26 protein-coding genes and 1 other RNA gene are annotated in these 24,177 nt (G+C 68.3%); 13 read left to right on the top strand and 14 right to left on the bottom strand.

Annotation, left to right across the window (positions count from 1 at the left end):
- Positions 1-9: 9 nt before the first annotated feature.
- Positions 10-402 carry a histidine triad nucleotide-binding protein gene (locus ACYQ7X_RS05770; RefSeq protein ID WP_459695908.1) on the bottom strand — a complete coding sequence of 131 codons (393 nt, stop codon included), beginning with the start codon at positions 400-402 and terminating at the stop codon, positions 10-12.
- A complete protein-coding gene (locus ACYQ7X_RS05765; protein WP_459695907.1) occupies positions 402-1,295 on the bottom strand; it encodes an EamA family transporter in 894 nt (297 codons plus the stop codon). Before ACYQ7X_RS05765 ends, ACYQ7X_RS05770 begins: the two co-directional genes overlap by 1 nt.
- Before the next feature lie 254 nt (positions 1,296-1,549).
- On the opposite strand from ACYQ7X_RS05765, the gene ACYQ7X_RS05760 reads away from it, so the two are divergent.
- From ACYQ7X_RS05760 to ACYQ7X_RS05740, 5 genes are all read left to right on the top strand, one after another.
- Entirely contained in the window at positions 1,550-2,767 is a 1,218-nt protein-coding gene (locus tag ACYQ7X_RS05760; protein WP_459695906.1) for a DUF3734 domain-containing protein, read from the top strand.
- Between the two features lie 102 nt (positions 2,768-2,869).
- Positions 2,870-3,691: an SDR family oxidoreductase gene (locus ACYQ7X_RS05755; protein ID WP_459695905.1), complete on the top strand. Its 822-nt coding sequence runs from the start codon at positions 2,870-2,872 to the stop codon at positions 3,689-3,691.
- 17 nt (positions 3,692-3,708) lie between these two features.
- Positions 3,709-4,725: a Gfo/Idh/MocA family oxidoreductase gene (locus tag ACYQ7X_RS05750; protein WP_459695903.1), complete on the top strand. Its 1,017-nt coding sequence runs from the start codon at positions 3,709-3,711 to the stop codon at positions 4,723-4,725.
- 159 nt (positions 4,726-4,884) lie between these two features.
- On the top strand, positions 4,885-5,445 hold the full coding sequence (locus ACYQ7X_RS05745; RefSeq protein ID WP_459695902.1) for an isochorismatase family protein: 561 nt from the start codon (positions 4,885-4,887) through the stop codon (positions 5,443-5,445).
- Positions 5,442-6,449, top strand: coding sequence for a GlxA family transcriptional regulator (locus ACYQ7X_RS05740; RefSeq protein WP_459695901.1), 1,008 nt, complete (start codon positions 5,442-5,444; stop codon positions 6,447-6,449). Before ACYQ7X_RS05745 ends, ACYQ7X_RS05740 begins: the two co-directional genes overlap by 4 nt.
- A gap of 4 nt (positions 6,450-6,453) precedes the next feature.
- On the opposite strand, the gene treA is transcribed toward ACYQ7X_RS05740, so the two are convergent.
- The 5 genes from treA to ACYQ7X_RS05715 form a co-directional block, all read right to left on the bottom strand.
- Positions 6,454-8,076: an alpha,alpha-trehalase TreA gene (treA, locus tag ACYQ7X_RS05735; protein WP_459695900.1), complete on the bottom strand. Its 1,623-nt coding sequence runs from the start codon at positions 8,074-8,076 to the stop codon at positions 6,454-6,456.
- Entirely contained in the window at positions 8,076-8,924 is an 849-nt protein-coding gene (locus tag ACYQ7X_RS05730; RefSeq protein ID WP_459695899.1) for a TIGR01459 family HAD-type hydrolase, read from the bottom strand. The genes treA and ACYQ7X_RS05730 overlap by 1 nt, the downstream gene beginning before the upstream one ends.
- Before the next feature lie 6 nt (positions 8,925-8,930).
- Positions 8,931-9,998, bottom strand: a complete 1,068-nt coding sequence (locus ACYQ7X_RS05725) for a quinone-dependent dihydroorotate dehydrogenase (protein WP_459695898.1) — start codon at positions 9,996-9,998, stop codon at positions 8,931-8,933.
- 10 nt (positions 9,999-10,008) lie between these two features.
- Complete coding sequence (gene thiE, locus ACYQ7X_RS05720; RefSeq protein WP_459695897.1) at positions 10,009-10,662, bottom strand: thiamine phosphate synthase; 654 nt, start codon at positions 10,660-10,662, stop codon at positions 10,009-10,011.
- An 82-nt stretch (positions 10,663-10,744) separates the two neighbouring features.
- A complete protein-coding gene (locus ACYQ7X_RS05715; protein ID WP_459695896.1) occupies positions 10,745-11,182 on the bottom strand; it encodes a hypothetical protein in 438 nt (145 codons plus the stop codon).
- 78 nt (positions 11,183-11,260) lie between these two features.
- Between ACYQ7X_RS05715 and ACYQ7X_RS05710 the strand changes: the two genes are divergently transcribed.
- From ACYQ7X_RS05710 to ACYQ7X_RS05680, 7 genes are all read left to right on the top strand, one after another.
- Positions 11,261-11,515, top strand: a complete 255-nt coding sequence (locus ACYQ7X_RS05710) for a hypothetical protein (RefSeq protein ID WP_459695895.1) — start codon at positions 11,261-11,263, stop codon at positions 11,513-11,515.
- 48 nt (positions 11,516-11,563) lie between these two features.
- Positions 11,564-11,986, top strand: coding sequence for a cell division protein ZapA (zapA, locus tag ACYQ7X_RS05705; protein ID WP_459695894.1), 423 nt, complete (start codon positions 11,564-11,566; stop codon positions 11,984-11,986).
- Positions 11,987-11,995: 9 nt separating this feature from the next.
- A non-coding RNA gene (gene ssrS, locus ACYQ7X_RS05700) (6S RNA) lies at positions 11,996-12,153 on the top strand.
- 43 nt (positions 12,154-12,196) lie between these two features.
- Positions 12,197-12,769, top strand: a complete 573-nt coding sequence (locus ACYQ7X_RS05695) for a 5-formyltetrahydrofolate cyclo-ligase (protein ID WP_459695893.1) — start codon at positions 12,197-12,199, stop codon at positions 12,767-12,769.
- A gap of 10 nt (positions 12,770-12,779) precedes the next feature.
- On the top strand, positions 12,780-13,598 hold the full coding sequence (locus tag ACYQ7X_RS05690; RefSeq protein WP_459695892.1) for a TIGR00282 family metallophosphoesterase: 819 nt from the start codon (positions 12,780-12,782) through the stop codon (positions 13,596-13,598).
- Entirely contained in the window at positions 13,570-14,472 is a 903-nt protein-coding gene (locus ACYQ7X_RS05685; RefSeq protein WP_459695891.1) for a glycosyltransferase family 2 protein, read from the top strand. The genes ACYQ7X_RS05690 and ACYQ7X_RS05685 overlap by 29 nt, the downstream gene beginning before the upstream one ends.
- An 89-nt stretch (positions 14,473-14,561) precedes the next feature.
- Positions 14,562-15,515 (top strand): phytanoyl-CoA dioxygenase family protein, encoded by a 954-nt coding sequence (locus ACYQ7X_RS05680; protein WP_459695890.1) that lies wholly within the window; start codon positions 14,562-14,564, stop codon positions 15,513-15,515.
- 9 nt (positions 15,516-15,524) lie between these two features.
- On the opposite strand, the gene sthA is transcribed toward ACYQ7X_RS05680, so the two are convergent.
- On the bottom strand, positions 15,525-17,036 hold the full coding sequence (gene sthA / locus ACYQ7X_RS05675; RefSeq protein ID WP_459695889.1) for a Si-specific NAD(P)(+) transhydrogenase: 1,512 nt from the start codon (positions 17,034-17,036) through the stop codon (positions 15,525-15,527).
- 154 nt (positions 17,037-17,190) lie between these two features.
- On the opposite strand from sthA, the gene ACYQ7X_RS05670 reads away from it, so the two are divergent.
- Entirely contained in the window at positions 17,191-18,387 is a 1,197-nt protein-coding gene (locus ACYQ7X_RS05670; RefSeq protein WP_459695888.1) for an acyl-CoA dehydrogenase, read from the top strand.
- Positions 18,388-18,409: 22 nt separating this feature from the next.
- Here ACYQ7X_RS05670 and ACYQ7X_RS05665 read toward each other — a convergent pair whose 3' ends face one another.
- The 6 genes from ACYQ7X_RS05665 to ACYQ7X_RS05640 form a co-directional block, all read right to left on the bottom strand.
- On the bottom strand, positions 18,410-18,886 hold the full coding sequence (locus ACYQ7X_RS05665; protein WP_459695887.1) for a CBS domain-containing protein: 477 nt from the start codon (positions 18,884-18,886) through the stop codon (positions 18,410-18,412).
- A gap of 133 nt (positions 18,887-19,019) precedes the next feature.
- The gene (locus tag ACYQ7X_RS05660; protein ID WP_459695886.1) at positions 19,020-19,625 is read right to left on the bottom strand and encodes a VC0807 family protein; all 606 of its coding nucleotides are present in this window, start codon (positions 19,623-19,625) and stop codon (positions 19,020-19,022) included.
- 159 nt (positions 19,626-19,784) lie between these two features.
- Positions 19,785-20,747 (bottom strand): sugar phosphate isomerase/epimerase family protein, encoded by a 963-nt coding sequence (locus ACYQ7X_RS05655; RefSeq protein ID WP_459695884.1) that lies wholly within the window; start codon positions 20,745-20,747, stop codon positions 19,785-19,787.
- Positions 20,748-20,781: 34 nt separating this feature from the next.
- Positions 20,782-21,585 carry an ATP-binding cassette domain-containing protein gene (locus ACYQ7X_RS05650; RefSeq protein ID WP_459695883.1) on the bottom strand — a complete coding sequence of 268 codons (804 nt, stop codon included), beginning with the start codon at positions 21,583-21,585 and terminating at the stop codon, positions 20,782-20,784.
- 1 nt (position 21,586) lies between these two features.
- On the bottom strand, positions 21,587-22,642 hold the full coding sequence (locus ACYQ7X_RS05645; protein ID WP_459695882.1) for an ABC transporter permease: 1,056 nt from the start codon (positions 22,640-22,642) through the stop codon (positions 21,587-21,589).
- 105 nt (positions 22,643-22,747) lie between these two features.
- Positions 22,748-23,707 (bottom strand): substrate-binding domain-containing protein, encoded by a 960-nt coding sequence (locus tag ACYQ7X_RS05640; RefSeq protein ID WP_459695881.1) that lies wholly within the window; start codon positions 23,705-23,707, stop codon positions 22,748-22,750.
- Between the last annotated feature and the right edge of the window lie 470 nt (positions 23,708-24,177).

The raw sequence follows: 24,177 nt of genomic DNA, 5'->3' as shown, positions 1-24,177 counted from the left end.
CCCGCTCGCTCAGCCGGCGCGCCCGGGCGGCTGGATCATCCGGCCGAGCGGGCCGCCGCCGAAGAGATGCACATGGAAGTGCGGCACCTCCTGCCCGGCATGCAGCCCGTGGTTGGAGAGCAGGCGGTAGCCCTCCTCTTCGAGGCCGAGTTCCAGGGCGACGCGGCCGACCGCGCGCCAGAAGCCCGCGATCTCGCCCTCCGCCGCGCGGGCGGTGAAATCGCGGGCCGAGACGTAGCGGCCCTTCGGGATCACCAGCACATGCACCGGCGCCTGGGGCGCGATGTCGTGGAAGGCCAGGGCGACATCGTCTTCGTACACCTTCCGGCAGGGGATCTCGCCGCGCAGGATGCGGGCGAAGATGTTCTGGTCGTCATAGGGCTCAAGGCCGGTCACGGGCATCACGCCTCTCCTCTGCTATCCGCGCCCGCTTCTTTAGGACGGGTCGCCACGGTTCCGAAACTGGCAAGCGTCACGCTCAGCATGCCGGCGAGTTGCAGGAGGCTGAGGCGCTGGCCGAGGATGAGGAAGCCCATGATGGCGGCGGCCACCGGCTCCAGGCTCATCAGGATGCCGAAATGCCGCGGCTCCATCCGCCGCAGCGAGGCCATCTCCAGCCCGAAGGTGAGGATCGGCGAGAGCAGCGAGATCCCCGCCATGGCGAGCACGGCGAGCGGCGTGACGGCCTGCCAGTGCGGCACGAGGCCGATCGGCAGGCCGGCGAGCGCCGCCGTGCTCATCGAAAGGGCGAGGCCCTGGAGGCCGGAGAAGACCTTCCCCACCCGCCGCGTCATCAGGATATAGCCGCCCCAGAAGACGCCCGAGCCAGCGGCGAAGAGCAGGCCGAGGAGATCGCCGCCGCCATAATCCTGCCGGGTGAGCAGCCAGACGCCGAGCGCGGCGAGCGCCGCCCAGAGCAGATCGCGCAGGCGCCGCGAGCCGGAGAGCGCGACGGCGAGCGGCCCGAGGAACTCGATCGACACCGCCTGCCCCACGGGAATGCGGCCGACGGCGGCGAAGAAGCAGAAGGACATGGCGGCCGTGATCAGCCCTAAGGCCGCCGCCGCGCCGAGCTGGCGGCCGGAGAGGCGCCAGAGGCGCGGCCGGGCGATCGCCAGGAAGCAGAGGGCGCCGGCGATGAGCCGGAGATTGGTCGCGGCCGCGCTGCCGATGAGGTGGATCACCGGCACCGACAGCGCCGAGGCGAGCTGCGCCGAGGAGACCGCGGTGACGAGCCAGAGGGTGACGGGGATCTTTCCGGCCAGCTGCCGCAAGCCCGCGAGCGAAGAGTTCATGCGTCAGACAGTCAGGGAGCGAGCGCCGTGGCGCCCCGGTGGCGGGAAGCCTCTCTGACGGCCCTGCCGCGCGGCCTCTGTCAAGGGCAGGCAGCAGCGTCGTGCCCTCGTCCGGATATTGACAATTCAGCGGCACCGGCGACGGCGGCACTGGCTTCGCTTGACGCGGCTTGGCCGGACGCCGCTAGCTCACCCACCGGCCGATCCCCCGCGCGGCATGCGCGACAGCCTTCGATGCAGGATCGATCAGCCCGATGCCGGACCTCTGCGAGGAGAATGCGATGCCGCCCGATCAAGGACCGACCGATGAAGGAGCGAGCGGCACCAAGGCCCGCGCCACAGCGGCGGGGCCAGGCCCACAGACCGCGGCGCTCGGCCAGGTCGTGCTCGTCTTTCAGGGCGGCGGCGCGCTCGGCGCCTATCAGATCGGCGTCTTCGAGGCGCTGGCGGATGCCGGCATCGCGCCCGACTGGGTGATCGGCACCTCGATCGGCGCCATCAACGCCGCCCTCATCGCCGGGTCGAAACCTGCCGACCGCATGGCGAAGCTCGAAACCTTCTGGTCGCGCATCGAACGCCGCAGCCTCGGCCAGAGCCTCGCGGGCCTGCCGGGCCTCGGCTCCCTCGCCGCCAATTGGACGACGCTGATGGCCGGCCTGCCCGGCTTCTTCACCCCCAACCCGCTCGCCTTCACCAGCCCCTTCATGCCGCTCGGCGTCGAGAAAGCCGCCTATTACGCGACGGATGCGCTGCGCGAGACGCTCGCCGATCTCATCGACGAGGACCTGCTCAACGCCGGCACGCCCCGGCTGACGGTCGGCGCCGCCAATGTCGGCACCGGCGAGATGCGTTATTTCGACAGCCGGGAGGAGCGGCTCGGCGTCTCCCATATCCTGGCCTCCGGCGCCCTGCCGCCCGCCTTCCCGGCGATCCGCGTCGGCGAAGAGCTGTTCTGGGATGGCGGCATCCTCTCCAATACCCCGGTCGAAGCGGTGTTCGACGATAAGCCCCGGCGGGATTCGCTCGTCTTCTCGGTCCATATCTGGAACCCGCACGGGCCGCAGCCTGAAAGCATCTGGGAGGTCGCGAGCCGGCAGAAGGACATCCAATATGCCAGCCGCACGCTCTCCCATATCGAGCGCCAGCGGCAGCTGCACCGCCTCCGCCACATCATCGCCGAGCTGGCGAACCGCCTGCCCGAGGATGACCGTGCCGATCCGCGCGTGCGGCTGCTCCGCTCCTATGGCTGCGTCACGCGGATGCATGTCGTCCGCCTCATCGCCGCCCGCCTGCCGGGCGAGGATCATATGAAGGACATCGATTTCAGCCATGAGGGGATCATGCAGCGGCGGCTGAGCGGCCGGGAGGATACGCGCCGCGTGCTCGCCCGCGCGCCTTGGCAGGGCACCTTCGATCCTCTGGAGGGCTTCGTGCTGCATGAGGCGAGCGAGCCCCCCGCCCGCCCCGGCTGAGGGATTTTTGAGGGATTTTTGAGGGATCGCTGATCTATCGCGGCCCTCGAAACTCGAAGATTGTGGCAATCCTTGCCCATCCGAGAAGAAGAAGACCGCATAATGAACCGTATGGACGGAAAGATCTGCCTCGTCGCCGGGGCGACCCAGGGGCTCGGCGCCGCCATCGCCCAGAGGCTCGCCCAAGCCGGGGCGGCAGGGCTCGTCATCACCGGCCGGTCCGAGGCGCGGGGCGCTGCACGGGCCGCGCGGATCGAGGCTGAGACCGGCTGCCCCACCCGCTTCATCCGCGCCGATTTCGCCTCCGTCGCCGAATGCCAGGCGGCGGTCACCGAAACCGAGGCCGCCTTCGGCGCGCTCCATGTGCTCGTCATCGCCGGCGCCTCGACCGAGCGCGGCACCATCCTCGACACCACGCCCGAAGCCTTCGATGCGATGATCGCGACCAATCTGCGCGGCCCCTTCTTCCTCATGCAGGCCGCCATCCGCCAGATGATCGCGCGCGGGATCGCGGGCGCCATCTGCAACATCGGCTCGATCTCGGCGCTCTCCGGCCAGCCCTTCATCAGCGCCTATTGCGCCTCCAAGGGAGGGCTCGCGACGCTCACCGCCAATACCGCCTTCGCGGTGATGCGCAACCGCATTCGCGTCAACCAGCTGAACGTCGGCTGGATGGCGTCCGACCATGAGATCGCGATGCAGGCGGCCGAGCGCGGCGATGCGGACTGGCTCGGCAAGGTCGCGGCCGAGATGCCCTTCGGCCGGCTGGTCGATCCGGCGGAAGCGGCGCGGGCGGTGAACTTCATGGTCTCCGAGGATGCCGGGCTGATGACCGGCGCCATCGTCAACTTCGATCAGTCGGTCTGGGGTGCGGCGGCGGGCGCGATGCCGATGCCGGAAGCGCCGATGACCCTGGCGCGCTGAAACGACGAGGTTCGGACATGGCTGAGATCAAAGTAGGCGTCATCGGCACCGGGGTGATGGGGGCGGATCATGCACGGAAATTCGCGGGCCAAATTCCCGGCGCGCGGCTCACCGCGGTGCAGGATTTCGCGGCCGAACGCGCGGCGGCGCTTGGCCGCGAACTCGGCGCCCAGGCCTTCGAGCGGGCGGAAGACCTCATCGCGAGCCCCGAGGTCGGGGCGGTCGTCATCTGCACGCCCGATGCCACCCATGCCGCCCTCGGCCTTGCGGCCATCGCCGCCGGCAAGCCGGTGATGATCGAGAAGCCGCTGGCCGCCGGCCGCGCCGAGGCGGAAGACCTCCTGCGCGCGGAAATGGCCGCCGGCCGCCGGCTGGTGCAGGTGGGTTATATGCGCCGCTTCGATCCTGGCTATGTCGAGATGAAGCGGCATCTGGCCTCCGGCCGCCTCGGCGCGCCGCTCTTCCTCCATTGCCGGCACCGCAATGCGGTCTCCCCCGATTACCTCGATTCCCCCGGCATCATCGCGAGCACCGCGGGGCATGAGTTCGACATCGCGCGCTTTCTGCTGGATGAGGAGATGGCCGCCGCGACCGTCATCAGCCCGCGCGCCTCGCGCCTCGCGCCCGGCCGGCAGCCGCAATTCATCGTGCTGCAAAGCGTATCCGGCGCGGTGATCGATATCGAGGCCTTCACCGATGCCCGCTACGGCTACGATGTGCGGGGCGAGCTGGTCTGCGAGGAAGGCACGGTCTCGCTCCGCCCCGGGCCGCCCACCAGCCTCCGCCTCGCGGGCCAAGATGGGCTGGAGGTTCCGCCCGATTGGCGCGCCCGCTTCGCGGATGCCTATCGCATCCAGTTCGAGCAGTGGATCGCGTCCCTCCATGCCGGCACCGCGCCCGAGGGCGCCAGCGCCTGGGATGGCTATATGGCGCTCCTCGTCATCGATGCCTGCCTCGCGGCCTGGCGCACGGGAGAGCGCGTGGCGGTGGACCAGCCGGAACGGCCGGGCTTCTACCTCAGCGGTGGCCGCTGATCGGGGCGGCGCTGGCGAGCGCGGAGGGCCGCGTGACGGGAGATGGCGGCCGCTCGCATCAGGATGGCCGGATCTGTCCTGTCAAAGTCCGGCACCTTGCTTTCGCGCTTGCGCCAGCCCATCGATCATGATGCCACGAACCATCATTCGAGGCCGCTCATGTCCGATACCGCCCTTCTTGTCATCGACGTGCAGGAATCCTTCCGCCACGCCGCCTATTGGAGCGAGGCCGATCTCGCCCCCTTCGCCGCCCACCTCCAGGCGCTGATCGAGGGCGCGGCGGGGCGGGGCATGCCGATCGTGCAGATTTTCCACACGGCGGAGAGCGGCCCCTTCGCGCCAGCCGCGGGCCACGTGCGCACCCTCGCACCGATCGCCATCCGCCCGGATGCCATCTTCCACAAGACCCGGCATAGCGCGCTGGTCGGCACCGGCCTCGATGTCTGGCTGACGCAGCGTGGCATCCGCCGCCTTGTCATCTCGGGCATCCGCACCGAACAGTGCTGCGAGACGACGGCGCGCCATGCCTCGGATCGCGGCTGGACCGTCGATTACGTGACGGAAGCGACGCTCACCTTCGCCATGACCCATCCTTCCGGCGAGCGGTTCACCGCCGCGGCGATCAAGACGCGCACCGAACTGGTGCTGGGCGGCCGCTTCGCCCGGATCACGACGGTGGCGGAGGCGCTCGCCCGGCCGGATCTTCCGGCGGCGGCATGAGTACTGCCGCGCGGCCACGCCCCGTCATCGTGGTGCTGCCACCGCGCGTGCTGCTGCTCGATCTCGCGGGGCCGCTCGAAGTGCTGCGTCTCGCCGGCACGCTGCAAAGCGCGGTCACCTTCGCCGTGCAGTATGTGTCGCCTCTCCGCTCGGTCTCGTCCTCCATCGGCCTGCGGGTCGAGGGCGCCGGCCCGCTGCCCGACAGCGTTCCCGAGGATAGCCTCATCTTCATCCCAGGCTCGGCCAGCCAGGGCCTGCTGCCCTGGCCCCCTCCCGGGCAAAACGAGCCGGCGGAATCCGCCATCATCGCCTGGCTCGGCCGCATCCTGCGGCCACAGCACCTGCTCGTGACGGTCTGCGAGGGGGCGCTGCTCGCCGCCCGCGCCGGCTTGCTCGATGGCTATGCCTGCACCACCCATCACGCGCGATGCGCGGCGCTGGCCGCCACGGCACCCGGCGCCCGCGTGTTGCAGGACCGGCTTTTCGTGGAGGATCGCAACCGCCTCAGCAGCGCCGGCGTGACAGCGGGGATCGATCTCATGCTGCATCTCGTCGCCCGCTGGTGCGGCCCGGCCACCGCCGTCGCGGTCGCGCGCAGCCTCGTCGTCTATCTCCGCCGCGGTCCCAATGATCCGCAACTCTCACCCTGGCTTGAAGGACGCAATCATCTGCATCCGGCGGTGCATCGGGCGCAGGACGCGATCGCCGCCGACCCGGCGCGGCGCTGGTCGCTCGCCGAACTCGGCCGCATCGCCGGGGCAAGCCCGCGCAACCTCTCGCGCCTCTTCATGGCCCATGCGGGCATGACGGCGACAGAGGCGGTCAATCGCGGCCGCGTGGCGCTGGTGGAGACGCTTCTGGACCAGACCGATCTCGGCATGGAGGAGATCGCCCGCCGGGCGGGTTTCGGCTCCGCCCGGCATCTACGGCGGGTCTGGCGTCAATACGAGCGGCGGCCGCCTTCGAGCCTGCGCGGCAGGGCGAGTGCCGAGGCGCCGCGCTGACGCCCTATCCGCCAGGCTTGCCCGCAGCCCTCGGCGTCTCGGGGTATTCCGCCATCAGCGCGGCCATGACCCCGTTGGTCCAGCCGAAGCCGACCTGCAGGCTGTATTCACCGCCATGGCCGCCGGCCGGGGCACCCGCCGCCGCGACGACATTGTATTTCTCGACCAGCACGCCATCCTGCGCGAATCCCTGCTCCACCCGCATCTCCCAGCGCATGGCGATGGTGCGGGCCATATCCGTCAGCCCATAGGCGCGGAAGCCCTGCACGGCCATCCACTGCAACGGCGCCCAACCATTCGGCTCGTCCCATTGCTGGCCGGTATCGGTCGTCGTCGTCAGGATGCCGCCGGGGCCCATCAGATAGGTCTCGACCGTCTTGCCGACCTGCTTTGCCTGGTCATCGGTCGCGGCGTGGAAGAAGAGCGGCACCATGGTGGCCGCCGACAGCACGCCGGTGAAAGTCTGCGTCTTCCAGTCGTAATCGCCGAAGGCGCCACCCTTGGCATCCCAGAGCAGGTGCTGGATGGCGGCTTTGCGCCTGGCCGCAAGATCGGCAAACTTCTGCGCCTTCGTCTTGTCACCCTTCAACTTGTAGGCGTAGGCGAGATCGCTTTCGAGGTGGAACATCTCGGCATTGAGGTCGACGGGGACGATATCGAGGGTGTCGATCGTGCCGAGCGTCTTGCCGTCGGCGAGCCAGCGGGAGCTGTAATCCCAGCCGGATTCCGCGCCCGCGCGCAGATTGCGGTAGAGCACGGCGGGTTTCTCGCTGGATTTCTTCGATGTCTCCACATCCTCGCGATAGCTCTCGTCGCGCGGGGTATCCCGCGCATCCCAGTAGCGGTTGAGGATGGTGCCGTCCTTCAGCATGACGACGTTGCGCTTGGCCTGCCCAGGCTGGAGCTGATCCGCGCCCTGCATCCAGTAATCGTATTCACGCTGCATTTCGGGCAGGAAGGTCTTGTAGACGTCCTTGCCCTCTTTCTCGGCAAGGAGGTCGACCATGCAGGAGAAGAAGGGCGGCTGGGACCGGCTGAGATAGTAGCTGCGATTGCCGTTCGGCATATGGCCGTAGGTGTGGATGAGATAGGCGATGTTGCGCACCATGTTGCGCGCGGTCTTGTCCTGCCCGTCCTGCTCCAGGCCGAGCATCGTGAAATAGGTGTCCCAGTAGTAGATTTCGCGGAAGCGGCCGCCCGGCACGATATAGGGGTAGGGCAGCGGCAGCAGGGAGGACCACTTCTCCTTCTCGTCGGGCTTGCGCTCCAGCAGCGGCCAGACGGCGGAGATGTATTGGCTCACCGTCTCGCCCTGCTTGCGGTCGAAGGAGACGGAGATCTGCTTCGGCGCCTTGAAGTTCTTGGCGACGAAGGCTTTCAGGTCGAAACCCGCCTGGCTTTTCTGCGCCTCGTAGGCCGCCATGATCTTGGTCGGCGCTTCCGTGGGGATGGCATCCGCGAAGGTCTTCTGGTCGGGGAAAACCTGCGCCATCTCGACCGCGCGATAGAGATCGCCGAACACCACCGAGGGGGGCTGCGGTGCGGCCGCATCGGGCGCAGGTGCGCGCGCGAAGGCCGGGGTGGCGAGGGCGGTGGCGCAGAGCGCCAGGAGGAGGGTCTTCTGCATCACCATTTGAAGCTAGGCAGGGTCGCGACGGGCGCAAGCCCCGCAGCCGCCGCTTCGCGCTCGGCCTCAGCTTCCTGCCCGACGAGATCATGGATGCCATCAAGCACCCAGGCGGAATCGAGGCCGACTGCCGCCGCGCCGGCGATATCGGTGCGGAGCGCATCGCCGACCGCGAGCACAGGCGCGCCCGGGGGAACGCCGAGCATGGCAAGCGCCGGGCGATAGACCTCCCGGTCCGGCTTGCCGCGCCAGCGGAATTCCCCGCCCATGCGGGCATATTCCTCGGCCAGCAGCCCGGCGCAGAGGATCTCCACCCCGTCGCGGACGATGATGAGATCGGGATTGGCGCAGACCATCGGCAGCCCGGCGGCGCGGCAGGCGGCGAGCACCGGCAGGTGGGGGCCAAGCTCGGTCGCGCTCACCGCCTCGTCGGCGCCGATGTTGAGCACGAAATCGGCCTCCGCCGGGCTCAGCGCGAGATCGAGATCGAGCCCTTCGAGCAGCGGCAGATCCCGCGGCGGGCCGAGCCAGAAGGCCCGCCGGCCGAGGCCCGCGAACCACGGATCGTCCCGGTCGTGCAGCGCCTGCCACACGCTCTCGCCGCTCGTCATCACACCATCGTAGAGATCGCCCGGAATGCCGAGGGCGGCGAGCGCCCGAGCGACCATCGCGGCGCGGCGCGGCGCGTTGGAGAGCATGACGATGCGCTTGCCCCGGGCGCGCAGCGCGGCGAGCGTCGCCTTCGCGTCCGGATAGAGCTTCACCCCGTCGTGGATGACGCCCCAGAGATCAAGGATGAAGCCGTCATAAGCCTCGGCCAGCGGGCCGATCCCCTGCAGATGGCGCATGCCCGCTCAGATCCCTTCCGCGAAATGCGCAGCACGGCGGCCGACGCAATCGGCCAGCCGCGTCACCCCCTCGGCGCGAAGCCGGGCGGCGAGATCGGCCTTGATGCGGGCGATGCGCGCCGGGCCGCCATAGATGAAGGCGGTATAGACCTGCACGAGATCGGCCCCCGCCTCGATCTTGGCGAGCGCCTGCGCGCCGGAGCCGACGCCCCCCACCCCGATGAGGGCGAGGCGCCCGCCGGCGGCAAGGCGCGCCCGGGCCAGCATGGCGGTCGCCCGCGCGAAGAGCGGCTGGCCGGAAAGGCCGCCCGCTTCCTTTGCATTCCCGCTCCGCAAGCTGTCCGGCCGGGCGATGGTGGTATTGGTCAGGATCAGCCCGGCGACGCCGGCGGCCAGCGCCACGGCCACGACAGCCTCCAGCCCCTCGACCGAGAGATCGGGCGCGAGCTTGACGAAGACCGGCGGCGCATCCGGCACCGCCGCCCGCATCGCGGCGAGAATGGCGGCGAGCCGCGCCTCCCCCTGCAAATCGCGCAAGCCCGGCGTATTGGGGGAGGAGACGTTGACCGTGACGTAATCGCAATGCAGGGCGACGCGGCGGAGCAGCGCCGGATAGTCCCGCTCGGGCTCGGCGCCCTCCTTGTTCACGCCGATATTCGCCCCCACCGGCACCACCCGGCGGATCGCCGCGAGGCGCCGGACGAAGGCATCGATGCCGGCATTGTTGAAGCCCATGCGGTTGATGATCGCCTCATCCTCGGCGAGGCGGAAGAGCCGCGGGCGCGGGTTGCCGGGCTGTGGCCGCGGCGTCACCGTGCCGGCCTCGACGAAGCCGAAGCCGAGCCGCATGAGGGCCGGGAGCGCCACGGCATCCTTGTCGAAGCCGGCGGCCAGGCCGATCGGGTTGGCGAAGGCGAGGCCGCCCAGCCCGGTCGCGAGGATCGGCGCATCCGCCTCCCGCGGGCCGTCGGCGAGGCCGAGGCGGAGGCGGAGGCCGAGGATGGCGAGCCGATGCGCGCGCTCCGCCTCCATCCGGCGGAGCAGCGGCAAGGCGAGGGCGCTCAATCCGGCCATGCGCGCGGCCTCAGCCCCGGGCGGCCAGCGCCGCCGCGATGGCGGCGTTCATCGCCCGCACCCCGGCGCCGGGCCCTTCGGCGTGGTTCCACACGGCGCCGATAACGGCGAGGAAATCGGCCCCGGCCTGCACCAGGGGCGTGCAATTCTCCGGCGTGATGCCGCCGATCGCCACGGCGGGCAGTTCCATCATCTCCGACCACCAGGCGAGGATGCCGGGCTCCGCCTCCACCGGCGCATCGGCCTTGCTGCCGGTCTCGAAGAAGGCGCCGAAGGCGACGTAATCCGCCCCATCCTCGCCACCCTGCATCGCGAGTTCGCGGCTGCCATGGCAGGAGACGCCGAGCGTCAGCCCTTCGCCCAAGATCCGCCGCGCCTCCCGCACGCTCATATCCCCTTGCCCGACATGCGCGCCGTCGCAGCCGCAGGCGACGGCGAGATCGGGGCGGTCGTTCAGCAGGAAGGCGACATCCCGCGCATGGGCGACCGGGCGCAGCAAATCGGCCGCGCGGCGGATCGCATCATCCTCCACCTCCTTGAGGCGAAGCTGCACCGCGCCGACATCCCCGGCATCGAGCGCCTCGGCCAGCCGGTCGCGGAAGGGCGCCGGGTCGAAAGCGGGCGGGGTGATGAGATAGAGGCGGCAGGCGGGCTCAGCGGCCATGACATGCTCGAAACAGCGCAAGCGCGCGGCGGGGTGGGAGAAGCGGAGGGGTTAGCGGAAGCGGCCCTCCTTGTCACCCCGGTCACCCCGGCGGGGCTCGGCCGCCGGCCTCCGCCCCGCCGCTGGCCGTCAGCCAGGCGCGAAGCCGCCGCTCCGCCCCCCGCCCGGCGAGATCGAGGGCGGGCGGCGCCTCTGGCAGCAGCAGGGCACCCGTGGCCGCCGCCCGGGCCGCGATCTCGGCGCGAAGCGCGGGCTCGGGATGGCTGAAGACGAGGGCAGGCTGGCCGAGGCGCAGCGCCTGGGCGGCCAGCCCCGGCGCATCGGCGCAATCCAGCAGATCGGTGAAGCGCGCGCCCGGGCAAGCCTGCGCGACTTCGCCGATCAGCGCCCGCCACCAGGCAGCCCCCGCGTAAAGCGCCGCGCCGGGGCCGGAAAGCAGCGTCACCGGCAGGCCGGGGCGGAGCGCCGCGCAGCCGCCGGCCCGATCATGAATGGTCACGGCAGGGGGGAGGGCTGCCATGCGCGAAATCCTTGACGCGCCCCGCCCGACCTGTGCTGATGCGGCGAGGACTGTGAACGAGACGGTAGACTATCTTCCATGTCAGAGACCGAAGATGCCAGAGCGGCGCTGACCCGCCTGGAGACAGCATTGAGCCGTATCGCAGCCCAGGTTGCCAAGCCCCGTTCCGCTCCGGCCGCCGACGATCGGGGTGCCGCGCCCGGCGCGATGCCGGAAGGCGCTTCCGCCGAGAGCGCCGCGGCCACGGAGGCCGCGCGGCACGCAATCGTGACCCGGCTGGACGATCTCATCGGCGGCCTGCGCAGCGCGCTCGGCATGGAACGCCCCACCTGATGGCGGCCACGCCTTCACCCCGCCCATCGCGCTGAGACGGAGCACGCCATGGCCCAGGTCAATCTGCGTATCAACGGCTATGCCTATCTCGTCGGCTGCGATGATGGGCAGGAGCGTCATCTCGAAGCCATGGGCGTCGCGCTCGAACGGCGGATAGACCGGGCGCGCGCCGCCCTCGGCCCGCAGAGCGAGGCGCGGATGCTGCTGCTCGGCGCCCTGCTGCTCGCCGACGATCTGCACGACCAGGAGGCCGCATTGGCCGAAGCGCAAGCGGCCCTCGTCGCGGCCGAGCGTGCCGCGCGGGAGGCGGCAGCCGAGGCGGAAGCCGCCCGCGCCGCCGCCGCCCAGATGGCCGCCGCCCTGCCGGAACGGGCAGAGCCGGGCGGCGCGGACGATCCCGAATTCCAAGCAAGGGTGCGGCGCCTCGCGGACAGGGCGGAAGAGATTGCAGAAGCGCTCGAACGCTCCTAAGTATGGTGGGCGGAGCTGCCCGGTTCGACAGGTACATCATCCCCGGGGCCGATATCCATTCTCCTTGGGAGCTGGCGCTGCCGGGGCCCTGGTCTCGGTATCTGGTGCCCACCTGCTTTGGCAGGCTCTAGGAGGATGACCACGCCACCGGCCATGGCGGCTCCGCACTCACCCCCCACAGACACGCCTGCGCCCGCCGCGCCATCCTGGATGCAGGATGCGCCGGAGCTTGCCGCCGCCAAGGCCGCCGCGCGGCGAGAGGCGGCGGAGGCACGGGCGGGGCAGAACCCGGCCCTCGGCGCCGCCATCGCCCGCCACTTCCTCACCGGCTTCGCCCTGCCGCCCCGCGCCACCATCGCCGGCTTCTGGCCGATGGGCGATGAGATCGACATCCGCCCCCTGCTCGAAGCGCTTGCCGCCCGCGGCCACCCGATCGGCCTGCCGGTGACGGGGCGGCGCGGCGAGGCGCTGATCTTCCGCCGCTGGCAGCCGGGCGTGCCGCTCACCCCCGGGCGCTTCGGCACCAGCCATCCCGAGGGGCCGGCGATCACCCCCGATCTCATGCTGATCCCACTGCTCGCCTTCGATGCCGAGGGCCATCGCCTCGGCTATGGCGGCGGCTTCTACGACCGCACCATCGCGGCCCTGCCCGATGCCCTGCGCATCGGCTGCGCCTATGCCGCGCAGGAGCGGCCCCTTGTGCCGACCGGCGCCTTCGACCAGAAGCTGCATGCGATCGTCACCGAGGCCGGGCTGCGCCTGTTTGCCGCCGCCGGCCCATAGCGGAAGTTCCATGCGCATTCTTTTCCTTGGCGATATCGTCGGCCGGGCCGGGCGGGATGCGGTGGTGCAGGCGCTGCCCGGGCTACGCCAGCGGCTGAAGCTCGACCTCGCCATCCTCAACGGCGAGAATGCCAGCCACGGCTTCGGCCTCGGCCCGGATATGGCGGAGGCCTTCTTCGCCGCCGGCGCCAATGCCATCACCCTCGGCAACCATGCCTGGGACCGGCGCGAGATCATCCCCTATCTCGCCCAGGAAAAGCGGGTGATCCGGCCGATCAACTTCCCCCCCGGCACGCCGGGCGCCGGCAGCGTTATCCTCACGCTTGCCGATGGCAGGCGGGCGCTCATCGTCAATGCCATGGGCCGGCTCTTCATGGACCCGCTCGACTGCCCCTTCCAGGCGGTGGAGGCGCTGCTCGGCCGCTATCGGCTGGGCGCCGGCATCCAGGCCGCCATCGTCGATTTCCACGCCGAGGCGACGAGCGAGAAGCAGGCCTTCGCCCATAGTTTCGACGGCCGGCTGTCGCTCGTGCTCGGCACCCATACGCATGTGCCGACGGCGGATCACCAGATCCTCGAAAAGGGCACCGGCTATATCAGCGATGTCGGCATGTGCGGCGCCTATGACAGCGTGATCGGCATGGCCAAGGCAGGTGCGGCGGAGCGCTTCTGGCGCAAGATGCCGGGGGAGCGGCTGCAGCCGGCGGAGGGGCCCGTCACCATCTGCGGCGTCTTCGTCGAAACCGACGACGCGACCGGCCTTGCCCGCCGCATCGCGCCCTTGCGCCTGGGCGGGCGCCTTGCTGAAACGATCCCCGACGTTCTGTGAACCACTGCCGGAGCCGCGCGCCGTTAAGCTTGCCGCCGTCACCATGGTCTATAACGAGCCCTATTACCTGCCCATCTGGTGCCGCCACTACGGCGCGGCGGTGGGGCCGGAGAATTGCTACATCATCGACCATGGCTCGGATGATGGATCGACGGAGCGGCTCGGCGGCGTGAACCTCACGCGGCTTCCCCGCAGCCCGTTGGACGAGGACTGGCGCGCCCAGCTGGTCTCGGACTATTGCGCCGATCTCCTCGGCCGCTACGATGCGGTGATCTATGCCGATGTCGATGAATTGCTGGTGGCCGATCCCAGGCATCATGCGAGCCTCGCCGATTGCGCGGCGGCGATGCAGGGGCCGGTGCGAACCGCCATCGGGTTCGACGTATGGCACATCGCCAGTGAGCAGCCGCCGATCGACCTCTCCCGCCCGATCAGCGAGCAGCGGCAGTGGCTGTGGTTCAATTCCGCGATGTGCAAGCCCTCGCTCATCCGCGCGCCGGTGAAATGGGCGCCCGGATTTCATTCAGCCGGCGTGCCCGTCGATTTCAGGCACCTCTATCTGTTCCACCTGCATTATTTCGACACGGAACTCGGCATCCGCCGGCTGGGGAAAACGCGGGCGACCGACTGGCCCAACGATCACGTGAATCTGCACCAACGCCGATCGGATGAAGAGTGGCTGCAGATGTCACGGGACGTCGCGAAACTACCGAGAGCGCAAGGTGCCGACTTTGATAACGACCCTTTGCTGCACCTCGTGCTCAAAACTGTTCTGAGCCAGCGGGGGCGCGAGCATGACCAATATCGGATCGACCTCACCATCAACAGCCAGAGCCTGATCCCGCTGCCCGCACGATTTAAGGGGCTGTTTTAGCGTCCGCTGGGCGTAAGTTGCTTCGCGGTTGCCTCGGCGTTAACCTATCGTGCTCGCAAGAGAAAGACAAAGTGGGAGATCCGCCCGAGATGCTCGGCTTATTTCTGCGGCCTGACGCGGGAACACTGATCACAGGTCTCGCGCATGCACCAGCCGTGACGGCGCATGCTCTTGAAGTCATCGATCAAGGCTACACCGTCATCCCGAAGGCGATTTCACCTGAAACCTGCGCAGACACGATCAAGATTTTCCGCGCCTACGAAGCAGCAAACGAACCGATCTTTGCGCCAGCACGGGACGCGAACGGGCACTATCCCCGGATCGTAAACCTGCATCAGGTGATCCCCGAACTAAGCCGGCTTTTCACCCGCAACCCGATCTTGCTCGCGACCCTCGATGCTCTCTTCGGCGCGCCGGTCAGCCTCTACACCTCCTTATTCTACGAGGTCGGCTCCCAGCAGCCGATCCATCGCGATACGCCAGTCTTCGCAACCCGGCCGGAATACCTCTATTTCGGCCTCACCGTATATCTTGAGCCGACGGACGACGATAACGGCTGCCTGGAGGTACTGCCGGGTGGCCACCTGATCCCCGAGGTGGACCGTGAGGCGATGGCGATTAGACGTTTCGGCTCTCTCGATGCCGTGCCCGCGCTCGATAACGATTTGTGGGTCGAATATCAGGCGGCGGTGACTTCAGAAGCCGAGCGCCGGGGCATCATCCCAAAACGCCTGCATGTAAGCGCTGGGGATACGCTGATCTGGCATCCGCAATTGCCCCATGGCGGCACCCCGATCCACGACCATACCCGCACGCGCTTCAGCTTCGTGATGCACGTGACCCCGGAGGGCGTACCCGTCTATCACCAGAACGTCTTCTTCGCGCCGAGCAAGCCGATGCCGGAGGAGCCGCGGTGGGGCTATCACACCGTCGATGGCCGCAAGATCGCGGATCACCACGGCTATACCTCGCTCGGCAATGGGCGCGGCTATCATCGGGATGAGTTCGTCCGCCCCGTAGATCTGCCGGCTTTGGACGCCTAGAGGGCTCCGCTACTCCGCCGCGTGGTCCTGCGCCGGGGGCGGCGGGGTCGGCACTTCGGCGGGTGCCGCGGGCTTCATGCCGGGGGCGGGTGCGCTCGTCGGCGTCGTCGGCGCGACGACGGCAGCAGCACTGCCGCGCGCGAGGCGGTTGAAGGCATCGAGGGCGGCAATCTTGTAGGCTTCCGCGAGCGTCGGGTAGTTGAAGGTATTCTCGATGAAGTATTCGAGCTTGCCCTTCAGGTTGAGCACCGCCTGGCCGATGTGGATAAGCTCCGTCGCCCCCTCGCCCACGATATGCACGCCGAGCAGCCGGTGGGTGCGGATCGAGAAGATCATCTTCATCATCCCGGTCTCAAGCCCCATGATATGCCCGCGGGACGTCTCCCGGAAGCGCGCGATGCCGCATTCATAGGGAATGCCGCGCCGCTGCACCTCCTCCTCGCTCATCCCGACGGTCGAGATCTCGGGCACCGCATAGATGCCGTAGGGGAAGAATTCGGGCGCCGGCGGCAGCGGCTGCTGGAAGGCGTGGCAGGCGGCGATGCGCCCCTGCTCCATCGAGGTCGAGGCGAGGCTCGGGAAGCCGATCGCATCGCCCGCGGCATAGATATGCGGCACCTCGGTCTGCAGCGTCTGCGGATTGACGCGCACGCGCCCGCGCTCATCGGCCGAGAGGCCCGCGGCTTCGAGGTTCAGCGTGTCGGTGGCACCCACGCGCCCGGCGCAGTAGAGCAGCATCTCGCTCCGCACCACACGCCCGCTCTCCAGCACCGTCGTCGGCCAGCCGCCTTCGAGGGAGATCGAGGAGACCTTGGAGCCGAGGCGCAGCGCCATCCCCCGATCCCGCATCTGGTGGGTGAAATCCTCGATGATCTCGTGGTCGATGAAATCGAGGAAGCTGGTCTTGGCATCGACCAGCGACACGGCGACATCGAGCGCGCTGAAGATCGTCGCATATTCCACGCCGATGACCCCGGCGCCGACCACCGTGAGGCTGCGCGGCAGCTTGGGCAGTTCGACGATCTCGTCGCTATCCAGGATATGCGTGCCGTCGAAGGGCACTTCCGGCGGGCGGTAGGGCCGCGTGCCGACGGCGATGAGGATCTTGCGGCCGTGAACGCGCGTCACCTCGCCGCTTTCGGCCGTGATCTCGACCGTATTCGGGTCGATGAAGACGCCCGCGCCTTCTGCCGTGCGCACGCCGTTGCGGGTGAACTGGTGTTCGAGGATATCGACCTCGTGATCCAGCGTCTTGTGCAGCCGGGCCATGAGGTCCTCGGCCGCGATATCCTTCTTGACGCGGTAGGAGCGGCCGTAGAAGCCGCGCTCGCGATAGCCGGTGAGGTTCAGCACCGTCTCCCGCATGGTCTTGGAGGGGATGGTGCCGGTATGCACCGAGACGCCGCCCACCCGCCGGCCCTTCTCGATGACGAGGACGGAATAGCCGAGCTTGGCGGCCTGGATGGCGGCTCGGCGGCCGGAGGGGCCGCTGCCGATGACGAGGAAGTCATAGGACAACACGCGCTCACATTCCCTTCGCTTCTGCACAAAAACCCTAGCACGCCCCGCCGGCGAAGAAACGCCCCCGATCGTTGCCGCATAGCCGCATCGCCACTACCATTCGATGACCATGGGCCCCGCCCGGGGCCCAAGACCACCTGCGAGGACAGCGAGAATGGCGACCGAAACCAGCGCGCGAGCGGCTTTCGACTGGGCAGACCCCTTTCTGTTCGATGCGCAGCTGTCGGAAGAGGAATGCATGGTGCGCGATACCGCGCGTGCCTTCGCGCAGGAGCGGCTCCAGCCCGGCATCACCTCTGCCTATATGGGTGAGGCCTTCGACCGCAAGCTCATGGAGGAGATGGGTGCCCTCGGGCTTCTGGGCCCGACGATCCCGGCGGAATATGGCGGTGCCGGGCTCGGCTACGTCTCCTACGGGCTGGTGGCGCGGGAGGTGGAGCGGGTCGATAGCGGCTACCGCTCGGCCATGAGCGTGCAATCCTCGCTCGTGATGTATCCGATCCACGCCTATGGCTCGGAAGCGCAGCGGCGGAAATACCTCCCCGGCCTCGCCGCCGGCCAGCTCATCGGCTGCTTTGGCTTGACCGAGCCCGATGCCGGATCGGACCCTTCGGGCATGCGCAGCAAGGCGGTGCGGGTGGCGGGCGGCTACAGCCTCTCCGGCGCCAAGATGTGGATTTCGAACAGCCCGATCGCCGATGTCATGCTCGTCTGGGCCAAATCAGAGGCGCATGATGGGGCGATCCGCGGCTTCATCCTCGAACGCGGCATGGCGGGGCTGACGACGCCGAAGATCGAGAACAAGCTCAGCCTGCGCGCCTCCGTCACCGGGGAGATCGTCATGGATGAGGTGATGGTCCCGGAAGAGAACCTGTTGCCGGGCGTCTCCGGCATCAAGGGGCCGTTCAGCTGCCTCAACCGCGCCCGCTACGGCATCGCCTGGGGGGTGATGGGGGCGGCGGAATTCTGCTTCCACGCCGCCCGGCACTATGTGCTCGACCGGCAGCAGTTCGGCCGGCCGCTCGCCGCGACCCAGCTTGTCCAGAAGAAGCTCGCGGATATGGAGACCGAGATCGCGCTCGGCCTGCAAGCTGCCCTCCGCGTCGGCCGGCTGTTCGACGAGGGGAGGCTGGCGCCGGAGGCGATCTCCCTCGTCAAACGCAACAACTGCGGCAAGGCGCTGGAGATCGCCCGCGCCGCGCGGGACATGCATGGCGGCAACGGCATTTCGGCGGAATTCCATGTCATGCGCCACGCCGCCAATCTGGAGAGCGTGAATACCTACGAGGGCACGCATGATATCCACGCCCTCATCCTCGGCCGTGCCATCACGGGGCTGGCGGCGTTTTAGAGGAGCGACGATTGCGGGCGGGTCAGGGAGCTGCCGGCCCCGGCTCTCCCCCGTCTCGCGCCGCCCCTCNGGGGGCGCCGGCGACGTAGGATTTGAGATCCTCGACCTCGCGCTGTTGATCCTCGATCCGGATCTTGACGATATCGCCGATGCTGACGATGCCGACCAGGCGCCCCTCTTCCACCACCGGCAGGTGGCGGAAACGCCCTTCCGTCATGATCGCCATCGCCTCGTCCACCGGCGTCGCCCGCGTGATGGTGCGGACGGCGCGGGTCATCACCGCCGAGACCGGGCGTTCCAGCGCGGCAGCCCCCTCGGCCGCCAGGGCCCGCACGAGATCCCGCTCGCTGATGATGCCGATGAGACGCTGCCCCTCCATCACCGGCACCGCGCCGATGCGCTTCTCGGCCAGGAGCCGGCAGACCGCGGCCAGCGAGGCGGCGGCATCGGTGACCGCCACCAGATGAGATTTCCCGCGCAGGATCCGATCGACAGACATGGCACGCCTCCCTCTGCTCTCTGCATTGCCGGCCCGGGCGCGCGCGGCGGCGCGCGGCGGGCCAGGGGGGAATGATAGCAAACTTCGTTGCGCGCCTGGGCGGAATTCTCGCCCGCCCCGGCGGCCGCGGCACTCAGATCACCCGGGCGCGCCGGCGATACCAGAAGGTGCCCGCGAACATCAGGCCAAGCAGGCCGTAGCCGATGATCGGGGAGAGCAGCAGATAGGTCGCGATCGGCCAGAGAAAGACGAGCCAGATCATCAGCGCCGTCTGCGCCACGAGGCCGATGCCCCAGAACAGGGTGAGGCGGCGGAAGAAGGCGGCTCCCCCCGCGCTGGCGGCGAAGGCTTCCAGCCGGGCGGCCGCCTCCGGCCCCTGGCGGGCGAAGGTGGCGCGGGCGAGATGGGTGAGCAGCGGCTGGCGCAGGCAGAGGCTGGCGAGGAAGACGAGGCCGATCAGGCCGGTCACCGCATTTTCGCGGATCTGCAGCAGCTTCGGGCTGCCGCCGAGGAAGGTCGCCAGCATGGTGAGGATGATGCCGGCGAGCACGATGACGCTCACCGCATCGAGCCGCCGGCTGCGCGCCAGTTCGAACAGGCTCCAGAGCAGCGGCGGCAGGGCGGAGCCGACGAGGCCGGCGAAATCCCCGTAATGCGGGGCGAGCAGGGAATAGACCGCCCAGGGGGCGAGGATATTGGCGCCGAGTTCCAGCACCAGATTGACGGAGAGGTGCTTCACGAAGGCCCTTGCGCTGCCGGTTCCGCCAGCCGCCCGACCCGGCCGGGCGATCTCAGCGGCGGAGCCTAGAGCAGATCCTGCCGGGATGGAAATCTTCGCCGCACGGGGCGGGCGGGCCGATCCCGGCCGCTCGGCCGCTCGCTCGGAAGGTCGGGCCGGTCAGAAGGCCGGCAGGTCGTAATCCCCGGCCTCCTCGGGCGCCGCCGCACGCAGCAGATCGACCGAGCGGCGCAGCCCTTCGCGCCGCGAGAGGATGACATCCTCATGCTCGATGGCGAGCCAGCCATCATAGCCCGCGAGCCGCAGGCGGTAGCAGAATTCCCGCCACCAGCCCTCTCCGTGGCCGTAGCCGAGGGTGATGTAGCTCCAGGCGCGGGCGCCGATATCGGTGAGCGGGCCGTTCTCCAGCCGGCTCGTCAGCGCCATCCGCGGCTTGTTGAGGAAGGTATCCTTGGCGTGGCAATGCAGGATCGCCTCCCCCAGCGCATCGACGGCCGCGAGCGGATCTGCCCCCATCCACATCAGATGGCTCGGGTCGAGATTGGCGCCGACGATGGGGCCGATCTCTGCCCGCAGGCGCAGCAGGCTCGGCACGTTATAGACGAGCTGGTTGCCGTGGATCTCGACCGCGAGCTTCGTCACCCCCTCGGCCTTCGCGAAAGCTGCGAGATCATGCCAATAGGGCAGCAGCTTCTCCTCCCACTGCCATTTCAGGCTGCGGCTCGTCTCGGGCGGCCAGGAGGAGATAATCCAGTTCGGGCAGCGGTCGCCCGGGCCCCCGGCCGGCAGGCCGGACATGAGCACGACCTTGTCGATGCCCAGCGCGCCGGCGAGGCGGATCGTCTCGTAGAGCGCGGTCGATTGCTGCTCGCCCTCCACCGGATGGAGCTGGTTGCCATTGGCGTTGAGCGCGATGAGATCGAGCCCGCGGGCCGCGAAGGCGCGCCGCAGCGCATGGCGGCCGGGCTCATCCGTCAGCAGGCCGATACGGTCGAGATGCGGCGCCGCCGTCCAGTTCGCGGCGTTGAGCTCGATGCCCTGGATGCCGAGTTCGGCCGCCTGGTCGAGCATCGCCTCGAAGGGCAGATGGCCGAGACTGTCGGAAACCATGCCGATTTTCATGCGTCGTCTTTCGCTGGAGAAGGTGCCGCGGCGCTCAGGCCGCGCGCTCGCCCCGGTGCAACTCGTGCTGCAAGGCTTCAAGCCCGGCACCGCCCGCCATATGGAACATCAGATTGTCGAGCGTGAGATCGGCGCGCGGCGTATCGAGCTCCACCTCGCCCCGCGAGAGGACCATGAAATGGTCCCCCACCATATAGGCGTGGTGCGGGTTGTGGGTGATGAAGATGACGCCGATGCCGTGCTCGCGCGCGGCTTGCGCGATATAGCGAAGCACCACGCCCGATTGGGAGACGCCGAGTGCTGCCGTCGGCTCGTCGAGGATCAGCACGCGCGCGCCGAAATGCACGGCGCGGGCGATGGCGACCACCTGGCGCTGCCCGCCCGAGAGGGTGCCGACCGGCTGTTCCAGATCGACGATATTCGTCCCCATGCGCTTGAGCTCGCGCGCCGCAGTCTCCCGCATCCTCTGCACGTCGAGCCGCCGCAGCAGGCCGCGGCCCATGCGGAGTTCGGAGCCGAGATAGAAATTCCGCCAGACGGAGAGCAGCGGCACCAGCGCGAGGGTCTGATAGACGGCGGAGATGCCGAGATCGAGCGCCTGGCGGGGCGAGCTGAAGTGCATCGGCTGGCCGTCCACCGCATAGGTGCCCTGGTCGTGCTGGATGAGGCCGGCGATGATGCTGATAAGCGTCGATTTGCCGGCGCCGTTATCGCCCAGGATGCAGGTGACCTCGCCCTGCCGCACCACGAGGTTGACCCCCCTCAGCGCACTGATATTGCCGTAGCTCTTGCCGATATTGGAGAGCGTGATGATCTCGCTGCCAGCATGATTGGTCATCTTACTTGCTCCGGCTCACGGCCCGCATGCGGAGCCAGCCATTGAAGACGGTGGCGAGCAGCAGCATGAAGCCGACGAAGAACATGAACCAGTCCGGGTCCCAATCGGCATAGATGACGCCTTCGGTCGTCATGCCGAAGATGAAGGCGCCGAGGGCGGAGCCCGCCGCCGAGCCATAGCCGCCAGTGAGGAGGCAACCGCCGACCACGGCGGAGGCGATGTAGAGCAGCTCGTTGCCGATGCCGGCGCCCGATTGCACCGTGTCGTAGGCGAAGAGCATGTGCATGCCGGTGAACCAGCAGGAGAAGCCGACCAGCATGAAGAGGCCGATCTTGACGCGGCGGACGGGAATGCCGACGGCGCGCGCGCTGTCTCCCTGGCCGCCGACCGCGAAGATCCAATTGCCCATGCGGGTGCGCAGAAGCACCCAGGTGGCGATCGCGGCGAAGATGATCCAATAGACGATGGCGATGCTGATCTTGACGCCGCCGATCGGGATCTGGGAAGCGAAGATGCGGTGCGCGAGGTTGAAGCCGCCCATGCCGCTGATATCCTCGGTCGCCACATTGCCCGTCACCAGCTTGGTGATGGCGATATTGATCCCCTGCAACATCAGGAAGGTCGAGAGCGTAACAAGGAAGCTGTGCAGCTTGGTGCGCACCAGCAGATAGCCGTTGAGCGCGCCGATGCCGAGGGAGAAGAAGAGCGCGAAGATGACGCCGATCCAGATATTGCCGGCCACCTGGGTCGCGAACATCGAGGCGGCGAGCGAGGAGGATGTCACCGCGACGCCCGCGCTCAGATCGAATTCGCCGCCGATCATGAGGAGCGAGACGGCGACGGCGGGAATGCCGAGCGTCGCTGCCTGGTAGAGCACGATCGAGAGCGCCGAGGCCTGCCGGAAGGGCGGCGCCATGACATAGAAAAAGACGAAGACGAGAATGACCCCGCCGAGCGCGCCGACTTCCGGGCGCTTCATCACCTTCTTCCAGAGCGGCTGCTCGACGAGCTGCGCTCGCTGGGTCCGCGTTTCCGCGCGATCTGTCACGACGCTCACCTAAACCTCCCCCGGCAGAACCGCCACGCGCATGCGGCGGTTCCGAACGACCTTCCCGATCGGGATACGAGGGCGCCGGCCTGTGCGGCCAGCGCCTTCACCACCTCAGCGCGTGCCCGCCTTGGCGAACTTGGCGACTTCCGCTGCGTTTGATTTATCGACGAAGGTCGGGCCGGTCAGAACCGGCTGGCCACCACCGACGACATCGCCGTTGATCTTGTTGAGCCAGAGGAAATCAACCGCGAGATAGCCTTCGACGAAGGGCTGCTGGTCGATCGCCCATTGCAGCTTGCCCTGCTCGATGAGCTGAATCGCACGCGGCGACATGTCGAAGGTGCCGACCTTGGCATTGCTGTTGGCCATCGAAATGGCCTGCAGCGCGGTCGGCGCGAAGGGCGCACCGAGCGTCACGACATAATCGATGTTCTTGTCCTGCTGCAGCTTGGCAACCAAGCGTGATTGCGTGGCCGCCATGTCCGAGCCCGGGACATAGAGCACGTACATCTGGCCCTTGAAGGTCTTCTTGATGCCGTCGCAGCGCTGTTCGAGCTGCACCGCGCCCTGCTGCTGATCGACGCAGACGATATCCTTGGCGCCCTCGCTGTTCAGCCGCTCGCCCACCGCTTCACCGGCAACCGTTTCGGCCTGACCGACATAGGAGAGAAGGCCCATGCTCTTCCAGGAATCGGTGCCTGCGTTGAAGCCGATGATCGGGATGCCCGCCGCTTCGGCAGCCTTCACGGCCGGCGCCTCGGCATCGGGGAAGGCGAGCGTCAGCGCGATGCCATCGACATGCTGGGCGACGACGTTGTTGATGAGCTGCGCTTCGCCGGAGGCCGTCGGGTCGGAAAGATAGAGCAGCTTGATATGGTCCTTCTTGGCCGCCGCATTGGCGCCCTTGCGGATGATGTCCCAGAAGGTATCGCCCGGCTGCGCATGGGTGATCATGGCGACCGTCATTTGCTTGGTCGCGGCCTCGGCGCGTACCGCGGTGCCGCCGGCGAGACCGGCGAAGCCAGCAATCGCGCCCATCATGGCGGCAGTAGTGAGCAGAATTTTCTTCATCGAATTCTTGTCCTCTCCCAGACGCGCCTTGTTATGGCGGCGCAATACAACGGCTTGTTTTTGTTTCTTACGCAGAATTTCGCAACAGCTAGCCTGGTGGCACGCGGCCCGTCTTGGCGCGGCCAGCGCATGCTCCTCCCTTGTCATTTCGGCGCGAACCGCTCCGCCCGGCGCGATATGGCCATAGCGGCCGCCTCCTGTAAATCCGGTTTTGACGTATTTCGACCGGAAATTCCACTTTTTTTGCGATATCGACCGCCAATTCCATATTTGCCTGCACTTTCGGCATCACGCCGGGCAAAGGTGGTGCGCCGCGTCGCCTGGCCATTCCAGGCGGCGGCCAAGGGCCGGTCGGCGATATGCCGGGTCTTCTCAGCACCAAAGCGGCGTATCGCCGGGCCTTGAAGCGCGCGGTGGGCCAGGGCGGCCGCTCCGCGGCAGGGCCCGTGGAGGAAAGCGAAAAATGCAGC

The sequence above is a fragment of the Acidisoma sp. C75 genome, from assembly GCF_054665095.1.
This window is presented reverse-complemented; position numbering and strand designations above follow the sequence as displayed.

What these genes read in the sequence shown, in the direction of transcription:
- treA (WP_459695900.1), bottom strand. Translation starts at nt 8,076, where the DNA reads ATGCAGAAGACCCTCCTCCTGGCGCTCTGCGCCACCGCCCTCGCCACC.
- ACYQ7X_RS05765 (WP_459695907.1), bottom strand. Translation starts at nt 1,295, where the DNA reads ATGAACTCTTCGCTCGCGGGCTTGCGGCAGCTGGCCGGAAAGATCCCC.
- ACYQ7X_RS05745 (WP_459695902.1), top strand. Translation starts at nt 4,885, where the DNA reads ATGTCCGATACCGCCCTTCTTGTCATCGACGTGCAGGAATCCTTCCGC.
- ACYQ7X_RS05650 (WP_459695883.1), bottom strand. Translation starts at nt 21,585, where the DNA reads ATGACCAATCATGCTGGCAGCGAGATCATCACGCTCTCCAATATCGGC.
- ACYQ7X_RS05770 (WP_459695908.1), bottom strand. Translation starts at nt 402, where the DNA reads ATGCCCGTGACCGGCCTTGAGCCCTATGACGACCAGAACATCTTCGCC.
- ACYQ7X_RS05695 (WP_459695893.1), top strand. Translation starts at nt 12,197, where the DNA reads ATGCAGGATGCGCCGGAGCTTGCCGCCGCCAAGGCCGCCGCGCGGCGA.
- ACYQ7X_RS05640 (WP_459695881.1), bottom strand. Translation starts at nt 23,707, where the DNA reads ATGAAGAAAATTCTGCTCACTACTGCCGCCATGATGGGCGCGATTGCT.
- ACYQ7X_RS05710 (WP_459695895.1), top strand. Translation starts at nt 11,261, where the DNA reads ATGTCAGAGACCGAAGATGCCAGAGCGGCGCTGACCCGCCTGGAGACA.
- ACYQ7X_RS05725 (WP_459695898.1), bottom strand. Translation starts at nt 9,998, where the DNA reads ATGGCCGGATTGAGCGCCCTCGCCTTGCCGCTGCTCCGCCGGATGGAG.
- ACYQ7X_RS05715 (WP_459695896.1), bottom strand. Translation starts at nt 11,182, where the DNA reads ATGGCAGCCCTCCCCCCTGCCGTGACCATTCATGATCGGGCCGGCGGC.
- ACYQ7X_RS05750 (WP_459695903.1), top strand. Translation starts at nt 3,709, where the DNA reads ATGGCTGAGATCAAAGTAGGCGTCATCGGCACCGGGGTGATGGGGGCG.
- ACYQ7X_RS05760 (WP_459695906.1), top strand. Translation starts at nt 1,550, where the DNA reads ATGCCGGACCTCTGCGAGGAGAATGCGATGCCGCCCGATCAAGGACCG.
- ACYQ7X_RS05730 (WP_459695899.1), bottom strand. Translation starts at nt 8,924, where the DNA reads ATGCGCCATCTGCAGGGGATCGGCCCGCTGGCCGAGGCTTATGACGGC.
- ACYQ7X_RS05740 (WP_459695901.1), top strand. Translation starts at nt 5,442, where the DNA reads ATGAGTACTGCCGCGCGGCCACGCCCCGTCATCGTGGTGCTGCCACCG.
- ACYQ7X_RS05655 (WP_459695884.1), bottom strand. Translation starts at nt 20,747, where the DNA reads ATGAAAATCGGCATGGTTTCCGACAGTCTCGGCCATCTGCCCTTCGAG.
- ACYQ7X_RS05690 (WP_459695892.1), top strand. Translation starts at nt 12,780, where the DNA reads ATGCGCATTCTTTTCCTTGGCGATATCGTCGGCCGGGCCGGGCGGGAT.
- ACYQ7X_RS05755 (WP_459695905.1), top strand. Translation starts at nt 2,870, where the DNA reads ATGAACCGTATGGACGGAAAGATCTGCCTCGTCGCCGGGGCGACCCAG.
- ACYQ7X_RS05680 (WP_459695890.1), top strand. Translation starts at nt 14,562, where the DNA reads ATGCTCGGCTTATTTCTGCGGCCTGACGCGGGAACACTGATCACAGGT.
- thiE (WP_459695897.1), bottom strand. Translation starts at nt 10,662, where the DNA reads ATGGCCGCTGAGCCCGCCTGCCGCCTCTATCTCATCACCCCGCCCGCT.
- ACYQ7X_RS05670 (WP_459695888.1), top strand. Translation starts at nt 17,191, where the DNA reads ATGGCGACCGAAACCAGCGCGCGAGCGGCTTTCGACTGGGCAGACCCC.
- zapA (WP_459695894.1), top strand. Translation starts at nt 11,564, where the DNA reads ATGGCCCAGGTCAATCTGCGTATCAACGGCTATGCCTATCTCGTCGGC.